The 18,526-nt window shown below is 39.9% G+C and carries 14 protein-coding genes and 1 pseudogene; 9 read left to right on the forward strand and 6 right to left on the reverse strand.

Annotated features, from left to right (window positions below):
* The first annotated feature begins 56 nt into the window (after positions 1 to 56).
* From I6F47_RS04820 to I6F47_RS04830, 3 genes are all read left to right on the forward strand, one after another.
* The gene (locus I6F47_RS04820; protein WP_197183431.1) at positions 57 to 1,385 is read left to right on the forward strand and encodes a GH1 family beta-glucosidase; all 1,329 of its coding nucleotides are present in this window, start codon (positions 57 to 59) and stop codon (positions 1,383 to 1,385) included.
* A 46-nt stretch (positions 1,386 to 1,431) separates the two neighbouring features.
* Positions 1,432 to 2,754, forward strand: coding sequence for a glycoside-pentoside-hexuronide (GPH):cation symporter (locus I6F47_RS04825; protein ID WP_197183432.1), 1,323 nt, complete (start codon positions 1,432 to 1,434; stop codon positions 2,752 to 2,754).
* A gap of 62 nt (positions 2,755 to 2,816) precedes the next feature.
* Positions 2,817 to 3,821, forward strand: coding sequence for a LacI family DNA-binding transcriptional regulator (locus I6F47_RS04830; RefSeq protein WP_165726368.1), 1,005 nt, complete (start codon positions 2,817 to 2,819; stop codon positions 3,819 to 3,821).
* Between the two features lie 72 nt (positions 3,822 to 3,893).
* Here the strand turns inward: I6F47_RS04830 and I6F47_RS04835 are convergent, their stop codons facing one another.
* Positions 3,894 to 4,562, reverse strand: coding sequence for a DUF2987 domain-containing protein (locus tag I6F47_RS04835; RefSeq protein WP_101162854.1), 669 nt, complete (start codon positions 4,560 to 4,562; stop codon positions 3,894 to 3,896).
* Positions 4,555 to 5,361: a glucosaminidase domain-containing protein gene (locus tag I6F47_RS04840; RefSeq protein WP_197183433.1), complete on the reverse strand. Its 807-nt coding sequence runs from the start codon at positions 5,359 to 5,361 to the stop codon at positions 4,555 to 4,557. Before I6F47_RS04840 ends, I6F47_RS04835 begins: the two co-directional genes overlap by 8 nt.
* 247 nt (positions 5,362 to 5,608) lie before the next feature.
* Here I6F47_RS04840 and I6F47_RS04845 point away from each other — a divergent pair, with 247 nt between their 5' ends.
* Positions 5,609 to 6,901 carry an anti-phage deoxyguanosine triphosphatase gene (locus I6F47_RS04845; RefSeq protein WP_197183434.1) on the forward strand — a complete coding sequence of 431 codons (1,293 nt, stop codon included), beginning with the start codon at positions 5,609 to 5,611 and terminating at the stop codon, positions 6,899 to 6,901.
* A 91-nt stretch (positions 6,902 to 6,992) separates the two neighbouring features.
* On the opposite strand, the gene I6F47_RS04850 is transcribed toward I6F47_RS04845, so the two are convergent.
* Positions 6,993 to 9,149 carry a prolyl oligopeptidase family serine peptidase gene (locus I6F47_RS04850; RefSeq protein WP_197174173.1) on the reverse strand — a complete coding sequence of 719 codons (2,157 nt, stop codon included), beginning with the start codon at positions 9,147 to 9,149 and terminating at the stop codon, positions 6,993 to 6,995.
* Positions 9,150 to 9,313: 164 nt separating this feature from the next.
* Between I6F47_RS04850 and I6F47_RS04855 the strand changes: the two genes are divergently transcribed.
* Together I6F47_RS04855 and I6F47_RS04860 are read left to right on the forward strand one after the other, a co-directional pair.
* The gene (locus tag I6F47_RS04855) at positions 9,314 to 9,628 is read left to right on the forward strand and encodes a DUF962 domain-containing protein (protein ID WP_010552524.1); all 315 of its coding nucleotides are present in this window, start codon (positions 9,314 to 9,316) and stop codon (positions 9,626 to 9,628) included.
* Between the two features lie 507 nt (positions 9,629 to 10,135).
* Positions 10,136 to 12,718 carry a TonB-dependent receptor plug domain-containing protein gene (locus tag I6F47_RS04860; protein WP_197183435.1) on the forward strand — a complete coding sequence of 861 codons (2,583 nt, stop codon included), beginning with the start codon at positions 10,136 to 10,138 and terminating at the stop codon, positions 12,716 to 12,718.
* A gap of 81 nt (positions 12,719 to 12,799) precedes the next feature.
* Here the strand turns inward: I6F47_RS04860 and I6F47_RS04865 are convergent, their stop codons facing one another.
* The 3 genes from I6F47_RS04865 to I6F47_RS04875 all read right to left on the reverse strand — a co-directional run bounded on the left by I6F47_RS04865 (position 12,800) and on the right by I6F47_RS04875 (position 16,094).
* The gene (locus I6F47_RS04865; protein ID WP_257983256.1) at positions 12,800 to 13,801 is read right to left on the reverse strand and encodes a branched-chain amino acid aminotransferase; all 1,002 of its coding nucleotides are present in this window, start codon (positions 13,799 to 13,801) and stop codon (positions 12,800 to 12,802) included.
* A gap of 200 nt (positions 13,802 to 14,001) precedes the next feature.
* Positions 14,002 to 15,054, reverse strand: a complete 1,053-nt coding sequence (locus tag I6F47_RS04870; protein ID WP_197183436.1) for a fatty acid desaturase family protein — start codon at positions 15,052 to 15,054, stop codon at positions 14,002 to 14,004.
* Positions 15,051 to 16,094 (reverse strand): flavin reductase family protein, encoded by a 1,044-nt coding sequence (locus I6F47_RS04875; protein ID WP_197183514.1) that lies wholly within the window; start codon positions 16,092 to 16,094, stop codon positions 15,051 to 15,053. The genes I6F47_RS04870 and I6F47_RS04875 overlap by 4 nt, the downstream gene beginning before the upstream one ends.
* A gap of 273 nt (positions 16,095 to 16,367) precedes the next feature.
* Here I6F47_RS04875 and I6F47_RS04880 point away from each other — a divergent pair, with 273 nt between their 5' ends.
* From I6F47_RS04880 to I6F47_RS20745, 3 genes and pseudogenes are all read left to right on the forward strand, one after another.
* Positions 16,368 to 17,543 carry a PQQ-dependent sugar dehydrogenase gene (locus I6F47_RS04880; protein WP_197183437.1) on the forward strand — a complete coding sequence of 392 codons (1,176 nt, stop codon included), beginning with the start codon at positions 16,368 to 16,370 and terminating at the stop codon, positions 17,541 to 17,543.
* A gap of 159 nt (positions 17,544 to 17,702) precedes the next feature.
* The gene (locus I6F47_RS04885; RefSeq protein WP_007375469.1) at positions 17,703 to 17,882 is read left to right on the forward strand and encodes a DUF6435 family protein; all 180 of its coding nucleotides are present in this window, start codon (positions 17,703 to 17,705) and stop codon (positions 17,880 to 17,882) included.
* Positions 17,883 to 18,277: 395 nt separating this feature from the next.
* A pseudogene (locus I6F47_RS20745) lies at positions 18,278 to 18,410 on the forward strand (transposase); the annotation flags it as partial.
* Between the last annotated feature and the right edge of the window lie 116 nt (positions 18,411 to 18,526).

Consider the following 18,526-nt stretch of genomic DNA (forward strand, 5'->3'; position numbering starts at 1 on the left):
GTCAGTAAAAATAAGCGCTAAGCGTGCAATTAAGTTCTCAAAAAGGTTTGTAACCAATGACAAAAATATCATTACCATTTAATTCACCTCTATTAACAAAAGACTTTGTTTATGGTGTAGCTACAGCATCATTTCAGATAGAGGGCGGGTATGAGCATCGCTTACCGTGTATTTGGGATACCTTTTGTAGTACTGCAGGTAAAATTGCTGACAATTCACATGGTCATATTGCCTGCGATCATTACAACAATTGGCAACAAGACATAGATTTAATAGAGTCTCTAGGTGTTGATGCTTACAGGCTTTCTATTTCATGGCCTCGCGTGATGACTCAAGACGGAAAGTTAAATCCTGTAGGCGTTAAGTTTTATACTGATATTTTAGATGAGCTAAAACGAAAAAATATAAAAGCCTTTGTTACTTTGTACCACTGGGATTTACCGCAACACCTTGAAGATGAAGGCGGCTGGCTCAACAGAAAAACAGCTTATGCATTTGAGCAATACGTAGAACTAATTACTAACGCATTTGGAACACGAGTGTATTCTTACGCTACATTAAACGAACCCTTTTGCAGCGCGTTTTTGGGTTACGAAATTGGCATACATGCCCCGGGCCTGGTCGGTAAGCAGTATGGTAAAAAAGCAGCTCATCACTTATTACTCGCTCATGGTCTGGCCATGAACGTGCTAAATAAAACATCGCCTAATACTCAAAACGGCATTGTGCTTAACTTTACACCCGCATATCCACTTACTGATGCTCAGCAAGACATAGACAGTGCCAAATACGCTGATGACTACTTAAATCAGTGGTACATGAAACCAATAATGGATGGTAAATACCCCGATATAATAAACCAATTACCAAGCAATCATTTACCAGACATACACCCTGGTGATATGGAATTAATTTCTCAGCCAATTGATTACTTAGGCATTAACTTTTATACCCGCCAAATTTATAAAGCGCACCCTACTGACATTTATGAACCCATTGCACCTACAGGTCCGTTAACTGATATGGGATGGGAAATTTATCCGCAATCGTTCACCGACTTGCTCGTATCGCTAAATAAAACATACACCCTACCGCCTATTTATATAACAGAAAATGGCGCAGCCATGCCCGATACATATAATAATGGTGAAGTTAACGACTTAGATCGTTTAAATTACTATAATGATCACTTAAATGCGGTTCATAATGCGATTGAACAAGGTGTTGTTATAGATGGCTACTTTGCTTGGAGCTTAATGGATAACTTTGAGTGGGCAGAAGGTTATTTAAAACGTTTTGGTATTGTGTATGTAGATTATAAGACGCAGCAACGCACCATTAAAAATAGTGGCTTAGCTTATAAAGAACTCATCTCTAAAAGATAAGAGTATACCCACAACTAAAAACAAGTATAAAGCGGGATAAACAATCATGGTCAGTGTAAAAGAAAAAATAGCGTATGGCTTAGGCGACACCGCCAGTAATATTATTTTTCAAACAGTTATGATGTTTTTAATGCTGTACTACACAGACGTAGTGGGTTTATCGCCTGCTGTTGTAGGTACTATGTTTTTAGCAGTGCGTATTTTTGATGCCGTAACCGACCCGTTAATGGGCAACCTTGCTGATAAAACACATACGCGCTGGGGGCACTTTCGCCCCTATTTACTGTGGCTTGCCCTTCCCTTTGCCATTATTAGTATTTTAGCGTTCACTACGCCCGATTTAGAAGGCACCGATAAAATAATTTATGCCTTTACTACTTACACTCTGCTTATGGTTGTCTACACCGCTATCAATATTCCTTATTGTGCATTGGGCGGCGTACTTACGGCTGATGTAAAAGAGCGCGTGACTATTCAGTCTTACCGGTTTGTATTTGGTATGTTAGGCGGCGTAATAGTAGCGGGTTGTACTATGCCAATGGTTGAGTATTTTGGCCAAGGCGATGCTGCCAAGGGCTATCAATACACAATGACTGCAATGAGCATTTTGGGCTTTGTACTGTTTTTACTTTGTTTTTTAGGCACAAAAGAGCGTATACAACAGCCTAAAGAGCAAAACATTCCTTTTGCCCAAAGTGTTAAAGCATTAATTAAAAACGATCAATGGCGAACACTTTGCTTAGCTGCATTCTTTTTACTTACCGGGCAAGTATTAAGGCTTACGCTTGCTGTTTACTACGTAAAATACTATTTAGGTCGAGACGATTTAATCACCTTATTTATGACGCTAGGTGTTGCAGCCAGCATGGTAGGTTGTGCTTTAGCTCAACCACTTGCAAAACGCTTTTGCAAAATAAAGGCCTATATAAGCTTACAAGTTATTGCCGCCGCTATTTGTGGTTTTAGTTACTTTGTTAGTAAAGATCAATTAGTACTCGCATTTACTGCCTTTATTTTATGGAAATTCTTTTTAGATATGGCAACCCCGTTGTTGTGGGCAAAAATGGCCGACACCATAGATTACGGGCATGAAAAAACAGGTGTACGCATTACGGGTTTGGTTTATTCAGGCGTTATATTTTTTATTAAGATGGGCGTGGCTGTAGGCGGCGCAATTGCAGGCTGGTTGTTATCTTTTTACAGTTATCAGGCCGATGCAGTACAAACTATTGATACCCAACACGGTATTTTACTGTCATTCACTGTACTACCTGCTTTTGGCTCATTATTTGTTGCCTACATAATGAAAAAATATACACTGACTAATCAGGTTGTTGAAAATATTCAATCTAAACTAACAGCTAGTTAAGATATATACTCTAAGGTATTATTTAGCCGAAGTAGTTAAGGATAAGCGAGTGAACAAATAACATGGCAACAATTTATCAAGTCTCAGAGCTTGCGGGCGTATCGTTAGCCACCGTTTCTCGCGTGATGAACAAAAATACCCGTGTAAGCGATAAAACTAAACAAAAAGTGCTTGATGCTATGGCGCAGCTTGGCTACAAGCCTAATTCAATAGCGCAATCTTTAGCCTCTAACTGTACTAACAGTGTCGGTATTTTAGTGTCTGAGTTACATGGTCCTTTCTTTGCCCAAATGATGGCAGGTATTGAGTCAGAGCTTCGTGCTGCGGGTAAACACGTTATTATTACCACCGGACACAGTGAAGAAGACAAAGAACAAGAAGGCATTGAGTTTTTAATTAGCAGACGCTGCGATGCCATTATTTTGCACGTAGAAGCCGTCTCAGACGACTACCTAATAAAACTAAGCCAAGGCTCTACACCCGTTTATTTAATGAGCCGTTACGTAGAGCAACTAAAAGACAACTGTATCAGTCTAGATAACCAACTAGGTGGCTACCTAGCCACTAAATCGATATTAAATCAAGGCCATACACAAATAGCGTACATTGCAGGCCCGCAGTTTAAAGCCGATGCATTTAACCGCTTAGAAGGTCACAAACAAGCGCTTACAGAGGCTGGTGTTAAATTTGATCCTACGCTTTTTTATATTGGCGACTTTAACGAAACTGGCGGTAGTAAAGGCTTAAAACATTTTATTGATGAAAAACTTAGCTTTACTGCACTGGTATGCGCCAATGACGAAATGGCCTCCGGTGCCATGAAGTATGCACGAGAGCACGGTTATAACTTACCAATTGATTTATCGATTGTTGGATTTGATAACGTTATTTTTGCAAACTACCTATACCCTACACTCACGACCATAGATAATCCGGTCGGGAAAATGGGCGAAATGGCTGCTAAATTAGTACTTAAAGACGTATATCAAAATAAAAACCTTGTTATAAATCGCTTTTTTGAACCTACTTTAATGCAGCGCGATTCATCAGCACCACTTATTAAATAAAAACCAAAGACTAAAAAAGAGTACTGATTTTGGTACAAAAAAAGCGGCTAAATGCCGCTTTTTGTATGTGAGCTACTTAACAATCCAAGGCGTTACTTTAATAACGTTCGATATATCGCCAAGCACTGCGCTATCATCTTCCCAGCTATCTTCAACTGCAAAATAACACACTGACTTTTCACACGTTATGCTCTTATCATCAAATTGCATTGGGCTTTTAAATGTAACTGCTACGCCCTTTTGCTCTGGTAATAAAAACCACATTAATTTACTTACAAAAAAGCCCGACAAATCAGTTAACAGCTCATCAAGTTCTTCGTTAATGGTATATAACGACTGCTTTGAAAATGCTAAACCTTCAAGTTCGTTTGCTTCTATTTGTAGCTTTAATTGGCAATCGTGTACAGGATTGAGCGGCTCTACTACAATAACCGCTTTATCGGTATCAAGCTGCTTATCGAACGGCAATAGTAATTGTGCTTTATCGGTAAAGTTAAGTGGATACTCGTTTCTTTCGGTTAAAATAGTACCGCTTTTAATCGCACATGTTTCATTAGTACCAATATCACTAATGTAAAAGTTAACTCGCGCATATTGAAAATCGCCTTTGTTAACAATTTTTAAGCGGTCGTAAAAACCGTCATACGACATCACAAATTCTCTCGCATTTACATTAAACGCACTAATGCTCAGCAGTACTAACACAATAGCGTTGGTACAATTAAAAATGTATTTATTCATCAAAGTAGGCTCTATTTTGGCTAATCATCGTGTTTAACTCTTCTATATACGCTTCACCGCGCTCAGAGTAAGACATTAAACCTTGTGTAAGTTCAGTCGCTAAAATTGGTTTTTGCTCAAGACGTAAGTTTTCACGTATTGCGCGCAAATCTTTATAAGCAGGATGCGTATTTATGTTTTTAAAGTAAGAGTTTATAGCAGCTCTTACCGATTTAAACGCAGCAACTTCGTGCGCAGCCCCGGTATTACGGCGTTTTGGCACCATGCCACAACCTTTTGTGTAGCACCACTGACCAAAAAAGTTAAGGCCAATACGTGCAAAACGCGAAGTGCCCCATGCAGATTCGTTTGCAGCTTGCATAAGCGCTAATTCTTTAGGAATTATATCAACACGGCGCAATGCAAGACTAAGCGTTAAAGTATCAAGCGTTGTTGGTAAATCGTACGACTCTAAAATTTTGATAATATCTTTGCTTTGCTTAGATTGCAGTGGCTCGTTATCCTCAAGCATTAATCGTGCAATTTGAAGCTTAGCGCGTTGCTGTAATATTTTTTTATTTTCGGCTTCAACGTGCGGACGAATAAAGCTAAAAAATGCATGTTTTTTTTCTTTAACATCACTAAATTCTGAAAACTTTGGCAGTTTTACATTATGTAATGGTTTTTCTTTTTTCTTCACTTTTTTTGGTTGTTCTGACGTTTGTTCATCTAGTTCAACATCGTCACTTTGTATAAACGGGTATGCAAGCGCCCAAACAAAAAATACAGTTAGTAAAAGCTTAAAAATCGTTTTTAACATCTATTCTCTCTATTAAACTTAGTTATGCATGGTTTATACACAAGCATACGAAGGCGCATTATACCTAAGCCACTTTATAAACGCGAATAACTGGGGTTTGGTGACCTTTTACGGTTGAATTTTCAGCAGTGTACTTGAATTTTAGATAAAACGGAGCCTATGTAGTGCATTTGTTCATTCGCAATTTATAAGTCCATGGGTATACTGGGCAAAGTTTAATAATATTAACTATGTGTGAGTAAGCAGTATGGATAAACAATGGCAAAGCCGAATAATAGAGCAATATAAACATCGTCCTAACGATAACCGCTCGCCGTGGCAGGTCGACCGTTCGCGTATTATTCATGCAGCTGCATTTAGGCGTTTGCAAGCTAAAACCCAAATTATGGGCATTGGCCTTAACGACTTTTACCGCACTCGCCTTACCCACTCTTTAGAAGTATCGCAAATTGGTACTGGTATATTGCGCCATTTAAAAGCGCAACATGGCGACTTTACGCACTTTCCATCAACCGGACTGCTCGAAACACTGTGTTTAGCGCACGATATTGGCCATCCGCCTTTTGGTCATGGTGGTGAAATAGCGCTAAATTACATGATGCGCGATCACGGTGGTTTTGAAGGTAACGCACAAACACTGCGCATAGTTGCAAAACTTGAGCCCTACAGTAACGGGCACGGTATGAACCTAACTCGTCGTACTTTATTAGGTTTTATAAAATACCCCGCATTTATTAACACGCTATGGCATACCATTCCCGATGCCGCAACCGGTCGTGCATTTATAAAAGCAGATGATTGGCGACCTGCCAAAGGGTTATACAACGACGATGCAGCCATATTCAATTGGATAGTAGAACCACTGAGTCAAAACGATAAAACGTTGCTGGGTAATCATGCCGCTATTGATAAGTACCGCGCTAAAACAACGTATAAATCGCTCGACAGCGCCATAATGGAACATGCCGACGATATAGCATACGCCGTTCATGACTTAGAAGATGCCATTGCAACCCATGTACTTACGTTAGACGATTGGCAAACCCATGCTCTGCCCCATTTAAAAGCACTAAATTTTGACTGGTTAAACAGCATGCTTGAGTCACTCACCAAGCGTTTGTTTTCAAAAAATGATTATGAGCGAAAAGATGCCATAGGTGAGCTGGTTAATACCTTTATTATTCATATACATTTAGATATTCAAAACGATGACTTTGAATGCCCTATTTTAAAGTACACCGCTAAATTAGATGCCCAATACGACAATGTATTGCAAATATTTAAGCATTTTGTGTTTCAACGTTTAATACGTGACCCCGAAATGCAGCAAATAGAGTTCAAAGGTCAAAACTTACTAATAGAGTTATTTACCGCGTTTGCTAGCGATCCGCTGCGTTTATTGCCCGAAACAACACAAGCACAATACATAGAAGCACAAAAGCAAAACCAAGGGATGCGTATAATTTGCGATTATTTGAGCGGAATGACCGACGAGTACGCCTATAAAACATACCAACGATTGTTTTCACCTATGCAGTAGTAATACCAATTTCATTGAAAAGGCCGAGTAAATTAAATTTACTCGGCCTTTTTGCTCAGCTATTAAAGTTAGCTATTTTGTTAAAGCGCTTTTATAACGACTCTACGCCCATGTTATATAGCGTAAAACCAAATATATCAGCATACTGCTCAATTGTTTTACTCGTTGGTGTACCTGCACCATGCCCCGCATTGGTTTCTATGCGAATAAGCGTTGGGTTATTACCCGTTTGCTTTGCTTGAAGCTCAGCTGCAAACTTAAACGAATGCGAAGGGACAACGCGGTCATCATGATCGCCGGTTGTAATCATAGTCGCTGGATACTCAACACCTGCTTTTACATTATGAAGTGGTGAATAACCTTTAATGTATTCAAACATTTCTTTGCTTTGCTCACTGGTACCGTAGTCGTATGCCCAGCCAGCGCCGGCAGTAAATGTATGGTAGCGCAGCATATCAAGTACACCTACAGCAGGTAGAGCAACCTGAAATAAGTCTGGGCGCTGCGTCATTACTGCGCCAACTAACAAACCACCATTAGATCCACCGCGAAGTGCTAAGCGCTTTTTAGACGTGTACTTTTTATCTTTTAAATACTCAGCTGCGGCAATAAAGTCGTCAAACACATTTTGCTTTTGCAATTTAGTGCCGGCATTGTGCCAGTCTTTACCGTACTCACCACCACCGCGAATATTAGCAACGGCGTACACACCACCTTGCTCAAGCCATACTGCATTAACGGGGCTAAAGCTTGGCGTTAAACTAATATTAAAACCACCGTAACCGTATAAAATAGTAGGGTTTGAACCATCAAGCTTAATGCCTGTTTTATAGGTAATTACCATCGGTATTTTAGTACCGTCTTTTGAGGTGTAAAACACTTGCTCAGACGTGTAATCATCGCTATTAAAATCAATAGCCGATTTACGATAAACACCCGATTCACCCGTAGTTACGTCAAACGTATAAGTAGTACCTGGTGTTTTGTAGTTAGTGAACGAATAATAAAGCGTTGTTTGATCTTTTTTACCGCCAAAACCACGTGCAGTACCCACGCCTGGTAATGTAATTTCGCGAATTAACTCACCTTTTTTGTTGTACTGTTTTACCTGTGAAATAGCATCAACCATGTAGTTGGCAAAAAAGGTATCGCCACCTTTTGTAAGATTTAGTACGTTTTTGGTTTCTGGAATTAAATCAACCCAATTTTCTGGGCTTGGATTACTTGCATCAACCGTCACTACTTTTTTGTTTGGTGCATTGAGGTTAGTAACTAAAAACAGCTTGCTGCCTTCGTTATCAATAACTGATGTATCTGAATCAGTATTTCCAACAACCGTTACAAACTCACTGTTTTCTTTTGTTAGATCTTTTATAAACAACTTATTGCCTGACGTAGACGTACTAGCTGAAATAAGTAGGTAACGGCCGTCATGAGTTACATCAGCGCCTACATAGCGATGTTTTTGCTCATCAGTTTCACCAAATACAACACTATCAGCAGACTGTGCAGTACCTAGCTTATGGTAATACGCTTTATGCTGATCTGTTTTAGCCGAAAGTTCACTCCCTTTAGGTTTTTCGTAACTTGAATAATAAAAACCTTCGTTGCCTAACCAATCAATGCCACTAAATTTAACGTCAACAAGCGCTTCTTCAACTTGCTCTTTGGTACGTGCATCAATAACTATAATTTTGCGCCAATCGCTGCCACCTTCAGATATTTGATACGCGAGTAATGAGCCATCTTTTGAAAACGATAAACCCGACATAGACGTCGTACCATCTTCACTAAACTTGTTTGGATCTAAAAATACTTCAACGTCGCCGCCATCTTTACTGCGGTACAAAACATATTGATTTTGCAGGCCATCGTTTTTATAAAAATAGGTGTAATCGCCTTCAGTAAAAGGAGCGCCTATTTTTTCGTAATTCATTAGTTTTTCAAGGCGCTGCTTTAACTTATCGCGATAAGGGATTTGTTCTAAATAAGAAAACGTTAAATTGTTTTGCGTTTTAACCCAATCGGCAGTTTCGCTGCTCATGTCATCTTCAAGCCAACGATATGGGTCGCTAACGGCTTCTTCAAAGTAGGTATCTACGATATCGCCTTTTTTTGTTTCTGGGTATATAACTGCGTTAACTTGCTTCATTGGTGCTTTTACTTCTTCTTGAGTTACCGTATTAGTTGGCTCTGAACAGCCGCTAAGCGCTACAATTACAGCACATGCTAGAGTGTGTTTAAACATCCTGAGTTCCATTCTTATTTATTAATAGTGCGCCTAAGTTATTAACTTTTAGCCCTTTTGTCTATTTAGATGCGTTAAGCGCCATTTATCGCTGTAAACAAATGTAAACTTACGCTTTAATAGCACGACCCTCATTAAAATAAAAAACAATAAAAGAGCACACTATGCAAAGTACAAACCCCACGTTTAAAAGCTTTAAAGCCTTCTACCCTTATTATTTAAAAGAGCATCGCAATGTGATTTGCCGCCGCTTACATTTTATAGGAAGCACCCTCGTTCTTGCTGTAATCGCAATAGCATTATTAAAACAACACTACAGTTTATTATGGCTATTACCTGTTATTGGATATGGGTTTGCGTGGGTCGGACATTTCTTTTTTGAAAAAAACCGCCCTGCTACTTTTAAACACCCTTTTTACAGTTTATGGGGAGATTGGGTAATGTTTAAAGATATGCTTGTTGGAAAAATTAAATTTTAACACTATTTTTAGCACTCTTTTTTTATACCAATTACTTATAAAAACAAAATTGCTTCATGCTTTAAAGTATAGGTTCTAATAAGTAGTACATAATTTATAGTACACCCATTAAATGTTAATTTAGTTAACATTTATTGGGTTTATTTGTATTTTAAATTTTAAAAAATATTTATAGCTCAACAGCTATTTATTGCCAGCCCAATAAAAATGGTTCCCTACCCATAATTAATTTAAACCACCCATCTCATCTTACCAGTTAATTAAACGTTAAATTTAACTTTTAAATATAATTCATTATCCATCAATTACTTAGCAATTACCTCCGCTATATAACTAAAACAATGATCATTATAAAAAACAACCAAATGTAATTATAAAAACCCTTAAATTAATTGAATGTTATTCAATTGACTGACTTTGTTAATTAAGTATATGTTCAAGGTAACAAAGAGGTTTGAGCTTTTTGTACAAAACTAAAATAATTCAATGGGTATGGGGAAATACAGCATGAATAGAAAACCGTTATTTAAATTACAGCAATCGGTACCACAAATATTACTCGCAATGAGCGCGTCTGCTGCACTACTTGGTTCGCTCTGCGTAAATGCTGCAGAGCAAGACATTAAAGCAGAAGAAAACATCGAACAAATAAGCGTAATTGGCTCTCGCCGATTAGGCCGTACAGTAGAAGACAGCGCAGTACCCATCGATATAATTGGTGCAGATGCACTTAAAAATTCAGGCTTTACTGAAACGAATGCCCTGCTTAGCAGTTTATTACCCAGCTTTAACTTCCCACAAGCATCACTTACTGATGGCAGCGACCATGTACGTCCCGCTCAGCTTCGTGGCTTAGCACCCGATCACACCTTAGTGCTTGTTAATGGTAAGCGCCGCCACAGCAACGCATTACTTAACTTAAATGGCTCAACGGGTCGTGGTTCATCATCGGTTGACTTAAATGCGATACCTGCAAATGCTATTGCCCGTATTGAAGTATTACGCGATGGTGCAGCAGCGCAATATGGCTCTGATGCGATAGCTGGTGTTATTAATATTGTACTTAAAAGTGCCAGCAGCGGTGGTTCAGTTGCGGCTATATATGGTGCTAACGTAACCGAAATGGACGGTGTACCACAGCTAAAATCTGTATCTGAAGGCAGTGATGGTAATTTAGCATTTACCGAAGGAGGCGATCGCTCTTTAACCGATGGTCAAACATTAACGCTGCAAGGTAATATGGGTTTTGAGCTTGGCGATAATGGCTTTTTAAACATCTCAACAGAATACCGCGACCGCCATTCAACTAACCGCTCAGACTACGATAACCGTGAAAACTACGCACGCATAGATGACGGTTCAGTAGATGGTGCGCTAGACCCACGTGAACTTACCGTAAATCGTTACAACCATAACTTTGGTAATGGCGATGTTGAAGATTTTTCAATGTTTTATAACGCAGGTTACCAGTTAACAAACGAAGTTGATTTATATTCGTTTGGCTCTTACAGCAAACGTGAAGGCGAAGGCGGCGGGTTTTATCGCCGTGCAAGCGATAGCCGTAATATAGAAGAAGTATACCCTGATGGCTTTTTACCTGTTATTACCTCAGACATAGATGACTTTTCACTGGCACTTGGCGCTAAAGGTTTTGTAAGTGAATGGAATTACGATGTATCGGCCGTATATGGTCAAGATGCATTTGAGTTTGGTGTTATAAATAGCTTAAATACCTCATATGGCCCTACTAGCCAAACAAGCTTTGATGCAGGAACACTTACCTACGATCAACTTACTTTAAACGTTGATTTTAGCCGCGAAGTAGACGTCAGCTTTTTAGAAAGCTCTGTAAACGTAGCTGTAGGTGCTGAGTATCGCCGCGAAGGATACCAAATAGATGCAGGCGAAGAAGCATCATATGCACAAGGCACATTTGGCCCAGGAGGCGCAGTAACCGACCCAGTTGATGGCCCATTTGGCGCAGCGGGCGCACAAGTATTCCCGGGGTTTACACCCGAATCAGAGGGCGATAACAGCCGCCACAACGTGAGCTTATATATAGACCTTGAAACCTACCTAACCGACGATTGGAATTTAGCGGTTGCCGCCCGTTATGAAGATTACTCAGACTTTGGCGATACACTTAACGGTAAAATTGCGACTCGTTATTCATTAACTGAAGACTTAGCACTACGCGCCTCAGTATCTACTGGTTTTAGAGCACCTTCATTGCAGCAACAATACTTTACCTCAGTGGCCACTGTATTTGTTGATGGCGAACCAACCGAAACAGGTACGTTCGCACCAAGCAGCGATGTAGCAAAAGCACTGGGCTCACCAGGTCTTGATGCTGAAGAAGCAACAAACTACGGCGTTGGTTTTACATGGTCTACCGACTTTAATTTCAGCTTATCGGTTGATTACTACCAAATATTAATTGATGACCGCATTGTGCTATCAAACAACTTATCGGGCGATGCTATTGCCGATCTACTTCAAGGCACAGGCGCTAACCAAGGTCGTTTCTTCTTAAATGCAATTGACAGTAAAACCCGTGGTGTGGATGTGGTTGCCTCATATAATGTAGCAACTGATGGTTACGGCGATTTAGCCTTTAACCTAGGTTATAACTACGGCAAAAATGAAGTAACAAATATTATTGACCCACCAGCAGAGCTTCAAGGTGCAGGGTTTGATCAAGACAACTTGTTCTCAGGCACTGAGCTGCGTCGTTTTGAAGTAAGTACACCGCGTAATAAGTACAACTTAAGCGCTACGTGGACTAACGACGACATACGTACCACTCTTAGAACAACGCGTTACGGAGAAACTCAAGACCCTTCAGACAACCCTGAACGTAACGAAGTGCTTAAGCCTAAATGGATAACCGACTTAGATGTCGCCTACTCGCTTAGTGAAAACGTATCGCTTAGCTTAGGTGCTAATAACATTTTTGATGTTTACCCAGATGCAACCCGTGAAAATGTTGACGATGTAACCACCTTCTCACGTTTATTTGCTTACTCTAGCTTCTCGCCGTATGGATTTAACGGACGCTACGTGTACGGTAAAATAGAAATGAAGTTCTAATAAGCACAGCTTAAAGTAACCAAACACACAAAAGCCACCGATTAGGTGGCTTTTTAATGCGAGTTGCGATTAAATCTATAATTAGATTTTAGTTAACCAGCCGTGCTTGTCTTCACTTTTACCCCATTGAATATCGTTCAATGCTTGGCGAAGGCGCGCTGTAGTAGGGCCCGGCTCGCCAGTACCTACTTTGTATTCTTTATCGTTATGAATAAACGTACCCACAGCAGTTAGTACAGCTGCAGTGCCCGAAAGCGCCGCTTCAGTACCTGGTTTAGCAGCACGCTCTAGTAGCTCAGTAACGCTAAAGTTACGCTCGCTTACCGTCATACCTAAATCTTTGGCTATGGTTAAAATACTATTACGCGTTACACCGTGTAAAAACGTGCTATCAAGCGCTTTAGTAATAATTTCGTTGCCATCAATAAGTATAAAGTTAGCAGCACCGGTTTCTTGTACGTCGCCACCTGGGCAAAATAAAATTTGATCTGCTTGATACTTAGTTCGTGCAGCACTAATAGGTGCTAGTGCACTGGCGTAGTTACCACCACTTTTTACCATACCCATGTGCGGAGCGCAGCGCATACCATCTTCTTCAAGCAATACACGCAGTGCAGTTGCACCACCGGCAAAGTAATCACCTACTGGCGATAGTAACGTATATAAAAGTGAGCTCATTGATGGCGCAGCCGCTTTACCAATTGCAGCCTCAGTACCAATGTGCGTTGGGCGAATATACATAGAGCCCGGTGGTAATGGCGTTTCATCTGCGTATTCGCGCATAATATCGATAATCATCGTTTTTAGCATATCGCTGTCAAAACTCGGTAAGCTTAATAGCGCTGAGCTTTGTTGCATGCGTGCAATGTTTGCATCCATTCTAAAAAGATAAACAGAACCATCTTCATGGCGAAAGGCTTTTAAGCCTTCAAAACATGTACTTGAATAATGAAGAACGTGCGCACCAGCATGAAGTTCAAGTTTATCGGAAGGGACAATTGAGCTCTCGCTCCATTTATTATCAGAAAAACGAGCTTGAATCATCTGCGGCATAAACACGGTACCAAATGCGGCCATTTTAATCTCTCTTGTGTGGTCTATTTCCCTCCATTGTATGACAATCACACGCTATTTAACCATAGCTAAAGTAAGGCTTTTTTAATTAACTATGAGAATTTTTTGCAAGTGCTGTTTACTAATCAACCGTATTGAGTGCAATAAACAAAAAAATCGGTCAGTGTAGTTACACAGACCGATTTTTTCATTCGTTAATTAAAACATGTTTATTTAAACGAATATTTAATAATACGTTTTAACACCGACGTATACTGTCTAAAAAAACCACCTGTATGATAATCAATACCGTGTTTTTTCAAAACAGCTTGTACTTGAGGTGCAACTTCTTGGTAGCGCGAAGACGGCATATCAGGAAATAAATGATGCTCTATTTGGCAGCTCAAATGCCCTGTTAAAACATGAAACCAATGCGGTCCTTTAATATTAGACGAGCCCAGTACTTGGCGGTAATACCACTGCCCTTGGGCTTCGTTTACGCAGTCTTCTTGTTTAAAAGTTTCGGTTTCTTCAGTAAAGTGACCACAAAATATTATGGTTGATGTCCATAAATTACGGATTAAGTTTGCTACTAAATTACCGGCCAATACCCATAAAAATAAAGGCCCTGCAAGTAACGGAAATATCGCATAATCTTTAATTAATTGGCGAGCGCCTTTACTAAAAAAGCGCTGCTTTAATGTAGAGTGTGAAACAAGCCCTTCACGGTTTTCTTTCTTTTTACCAATAAAAACACGCTCTGCAGCCAACTCGTGATACGACACGCCCCACTGAAATAGCACACTTAAATTAATATACGTAAAAAACTGCCATACATTTTTAAAACGCCACTTAAAATCATCGCTCAGGCGCAACAAGCCATAACCAAAGTCTCTGTCTTTACCAATAATATTAGTATACGTATGGTGCTCAAAGTTATGAACGCGGTGCCAACTTTGCCCGTCGCACGCTATGTCCCATTCATAATGCTGTGAGTTAAGTTGCTTGTCGTTCATCCAATCGTATTGACCATGCATTACATTGTGGCCAATTTCCATATTGTCTAAAATTTTAGCAAGTGCTAATAGCAATACACCTGCAACCCACAATAAAGGCTGAATAAAACCAAGCATTAGCAAAATTCGCCCGCTCCATTCACACACTCGCTGTTTGCGCACAACAGAGCGAATGTAGTCAGCATCTTGTTGGCCTACTTTGCCAAGGGTGTCCATTTTAATGGCATCTAGCTCGCTTGCGAGCATGTCATAGTTAATGTTTTTCATAATTGTAACTCCAAATCACTAACAGGTTGGCTTACGCAAAGTTGTATTAATTGCTCGCCGTTGTCACTCAATTCACCTGTTTTTAAATTACGTACCACGCCTGACTTTTTAATACATTGGCATTGATGACAAATACCAATACCGCAACCGCGTTTAACGGGTAGCTTTTTTTCTTCAAACTGAGTCAGTAAAACATCGTTGCCCGATACAACATGGGCACTGGCGTTAATTTTTACATTAAATTGGCTGTCGTCGTTTAAGGTAGGCAGCGCCAAACCAAAGGCCTCTTGGTAGTAATTTAGCTTATGCGTTTTAGCAAAATCGCCCACCGTTTGCATAAATGCTGCAGGACCACAGCAGTAAATGTCTGGATTTTCCCACGGCTTAATATTGCTGGTTATATCGCTTGATTGCTCACGCGTTAATAATAAAAACGAAAAATGCTCAAATTGCGCCACAAACTCACTCAGCTCATCAACACATTGATGCTCAGTAGCTTTTGCGTAATACACCAACGACACTTTTTGCGTAGTTTGGCTTAAGTAATCATCAAGCATAGCCAGCATAGGTGTTATACCCGACCCACCGGCAACAAAAGTAGCCGGTGTATGTGTATTTTTAAATACAAAGTCGCCGTTTGGCGCAGAAATATTGCACCACAAACCCGCTTTTAATGCGCTGCTGAGTAAGCCAGTAAAGCGCCCTTGCGTATTTGTTTTGATTAGTAAACGCACTAACCCAGTATTTTTAAATTGCTTAGCGCTTGAGGCCACGGTAAAAACGCGTGTTAATAATCGCCCATTAATTTCAAGCGTTAAACTTATATGCTGCCCTGATGTATGCGCCCGCCATTGTTTACTAGGCTTAAGTTGCACACTTAAAAAGCCGCCATCAAGCACAACTGTATTAACTACTTGCGCTCTAAACTGCCCTGCACGCCACGCAGGTTTAAACACCTGCATTATTGGCTCTATGTAGCCTGCAAAACTTTGATGGTGTAAAAACCATTTTGAAAATTGGTTTAATACTTTAATTATCATCACTATTAATCTCTTGGGTCGTAAAATACTTAACGTTTGAACTTACACGTGTACGCTCAAACTTCAGCGCACAAGTGTACGCTGAAATTTTTAGTTTTCAACCCCAATAGAGTAATTATTCAATTTTTTATTAGCGCTAATTACAAACAATTTTCTGTTAAAAGGTCATCGTATAAAAATATAAGTGTGTGTTTTTCATTCAACTCAACGCTTAACAAATTTATTTATGCCATGTTAAGGTTATGTAAGATTGGATTAATTTTGGAAGCCATAATGATAAATTTAATGTCACATAACACACTCCCTAAACTAATAAGTGCAGGCTTAGCCGTTGCTATATTTGCTATTAACGCACCCGCGCATGCAAAAAGCGATTACGTAAAAAACTATAAACAGCTCGATACTTTATCGCTTAACGTTAACGCAGTAACAGCGGCAGAAGGTGTGGTTGTACCTTGGGCTATTGAGCCTTTAGCTAATGGTGATTTATTAATATCTGAGCGCAGTGGAACGTTATTTTTATTACCTAAAAATACCACTACGTTAACTAAAGTCTCTGGGCTGCCCGACATTGACGCTAATGGCCAAGGTGGATTACTTGATTTATCACTACACACCGATAGTAAGCAAAACCAATGGCTGTACTTTAGTTACTCAAGTAGTGAGGGCAAAGGGAGCGGAAGTAACACCGCCTTAATGCGCGCCAAGCTAAGTAGCGATCATACGCAGTTGTCTGATCAGCAATTGCTATACAAAGGCGAGCATAATAGTACCAAAGGCCAACACTACGGCAGCCGTATTGTGTTTGATAATGAAGGTTATGTTTATTTTTCAATTGGCGATCGCGGCTCGCGCGACATAAACCCGCAAGATCTCACCCGTGACGGCGGTAAAATTTATCGCTTACACGATGATGGCCGTATCCCAAGCGACAATCCGTTTGTTAAACAAAAAGATGCAAAACATGCGACATGGTCTTATGGGCACCGTAATCCACAAGGCATGTGGTTTGATAATCAAAATAATATTTTATGGTCCCACGAGCACGGGCCGCGCGGCGGCGATGAACTTAATATAATAAATAAAGGCGCTAACTACGGATGGCCTCTAGTAAGCTATGGCGTTAACTACAGCGGTACCAAGTTTACCGACCTTAAAGAAAAAGACGGCATGCAATCGCCCGTATTACACTGGACCCCTTCTATAGCCCCTTCCGATATATTGTATGTAACGAGTGATAAATACCCAAAGCTTAAAGGTAAGCTATTACTAGCCTCCATGAAGTTTGCTTTTATTAGCGCGCTGGAACTCTCAAAGGGCAAGGTTGTTAAGCAATATAAAATACTCGATGGAATAGGCAGAGTACGTAGCCTAGCTCAAGGCAGTGATGGTTTTATTTATTTAGGTATTGATGGCCAAGGTATTAAACGCCTAGAGCCAGAAACGTAAGCATTAGAACCAGAACTAGCACACAGTACGTTAATAACTACACCGTGTTTACTTTGCGCTTTTAAAGCGCAAAGTAAACATTTTCACCAAACAAAGAACTATTAAGCCAATTAATGCGTACACTAAATACATATAATTTAATAAATTAAGAGAATACTAATGTTTTCATTTTTAAAGCCTGATCCCGTAAAAAAACTGCGTAAAGAATACGACGTAAAACTAGAGCAAGGCATGCAGGCACAAAGAAAAGGCGACATTAAAAGCTTTGCCATGTTAAGTGCCGAAGCCGAAAAAATCTGGAGTGAAATAGAAACTCTAGAGGCAAAAAAAGCTAAATAATACCAATCGTGTTAAGTTATTAGACATTTATAGCGACGGATAAATAGAGTGATAATCGGGCAGCCGGAGGTCTCTAACCTCCAGCCCCCACACCACCCATCATGCGGGTCCGCAATGGGCGGTTCATATCCCGTAATGAATATTGATCCAAATATCTCTCAATGACACTAAACCTTGTGACGCTAAATAGTCATTGCCTAAGGCAATGTTTATTCCTTTTGTTTTTGAGCTTCTGCAAGAGCCTTTACTGGTGATACCACAGGCTATGACGAGTCGTACGCTGCCCCCAGTTTTATTAAACTGCGTACTTTGGTGCGTGGTCTACGCCATCAAAAAAATTAGGATGGCACCCATCCTAATTACCTTGAACCGACTTTCCTTTAAATAAAAAGCGGAACATTACAGTGAACAAAGGTATGAATAAATTGACCTTACGGGGTCAAATGAAAGTGAATACCTTACTTCACGCTGCGGCAACTGTATTGCCTTGTTCATAATATAGAAAAGCTGAAAAACACGATGCATTAATGAGGGTAAGCCCTTTTAACCTAAAATAAAGCGACTAAAGCATCCATAATCCCTTCCAAAACGCCAATTAAAACAATATCAAACACTTCAATATTCTGCGTAAAAATACAGTAATC

It is taken from the genome of Pseudoalteromonas sp. NZS37 (assembly GCF_015864265.1).
GTDB classification, from domain to species: Bacteria; Pseudomonadota; Gammaproteobacteria; order Enterobacterales; family Alteromonadaceae; genus Pseudoalteromonas; species Pseudoalteromonas arctica.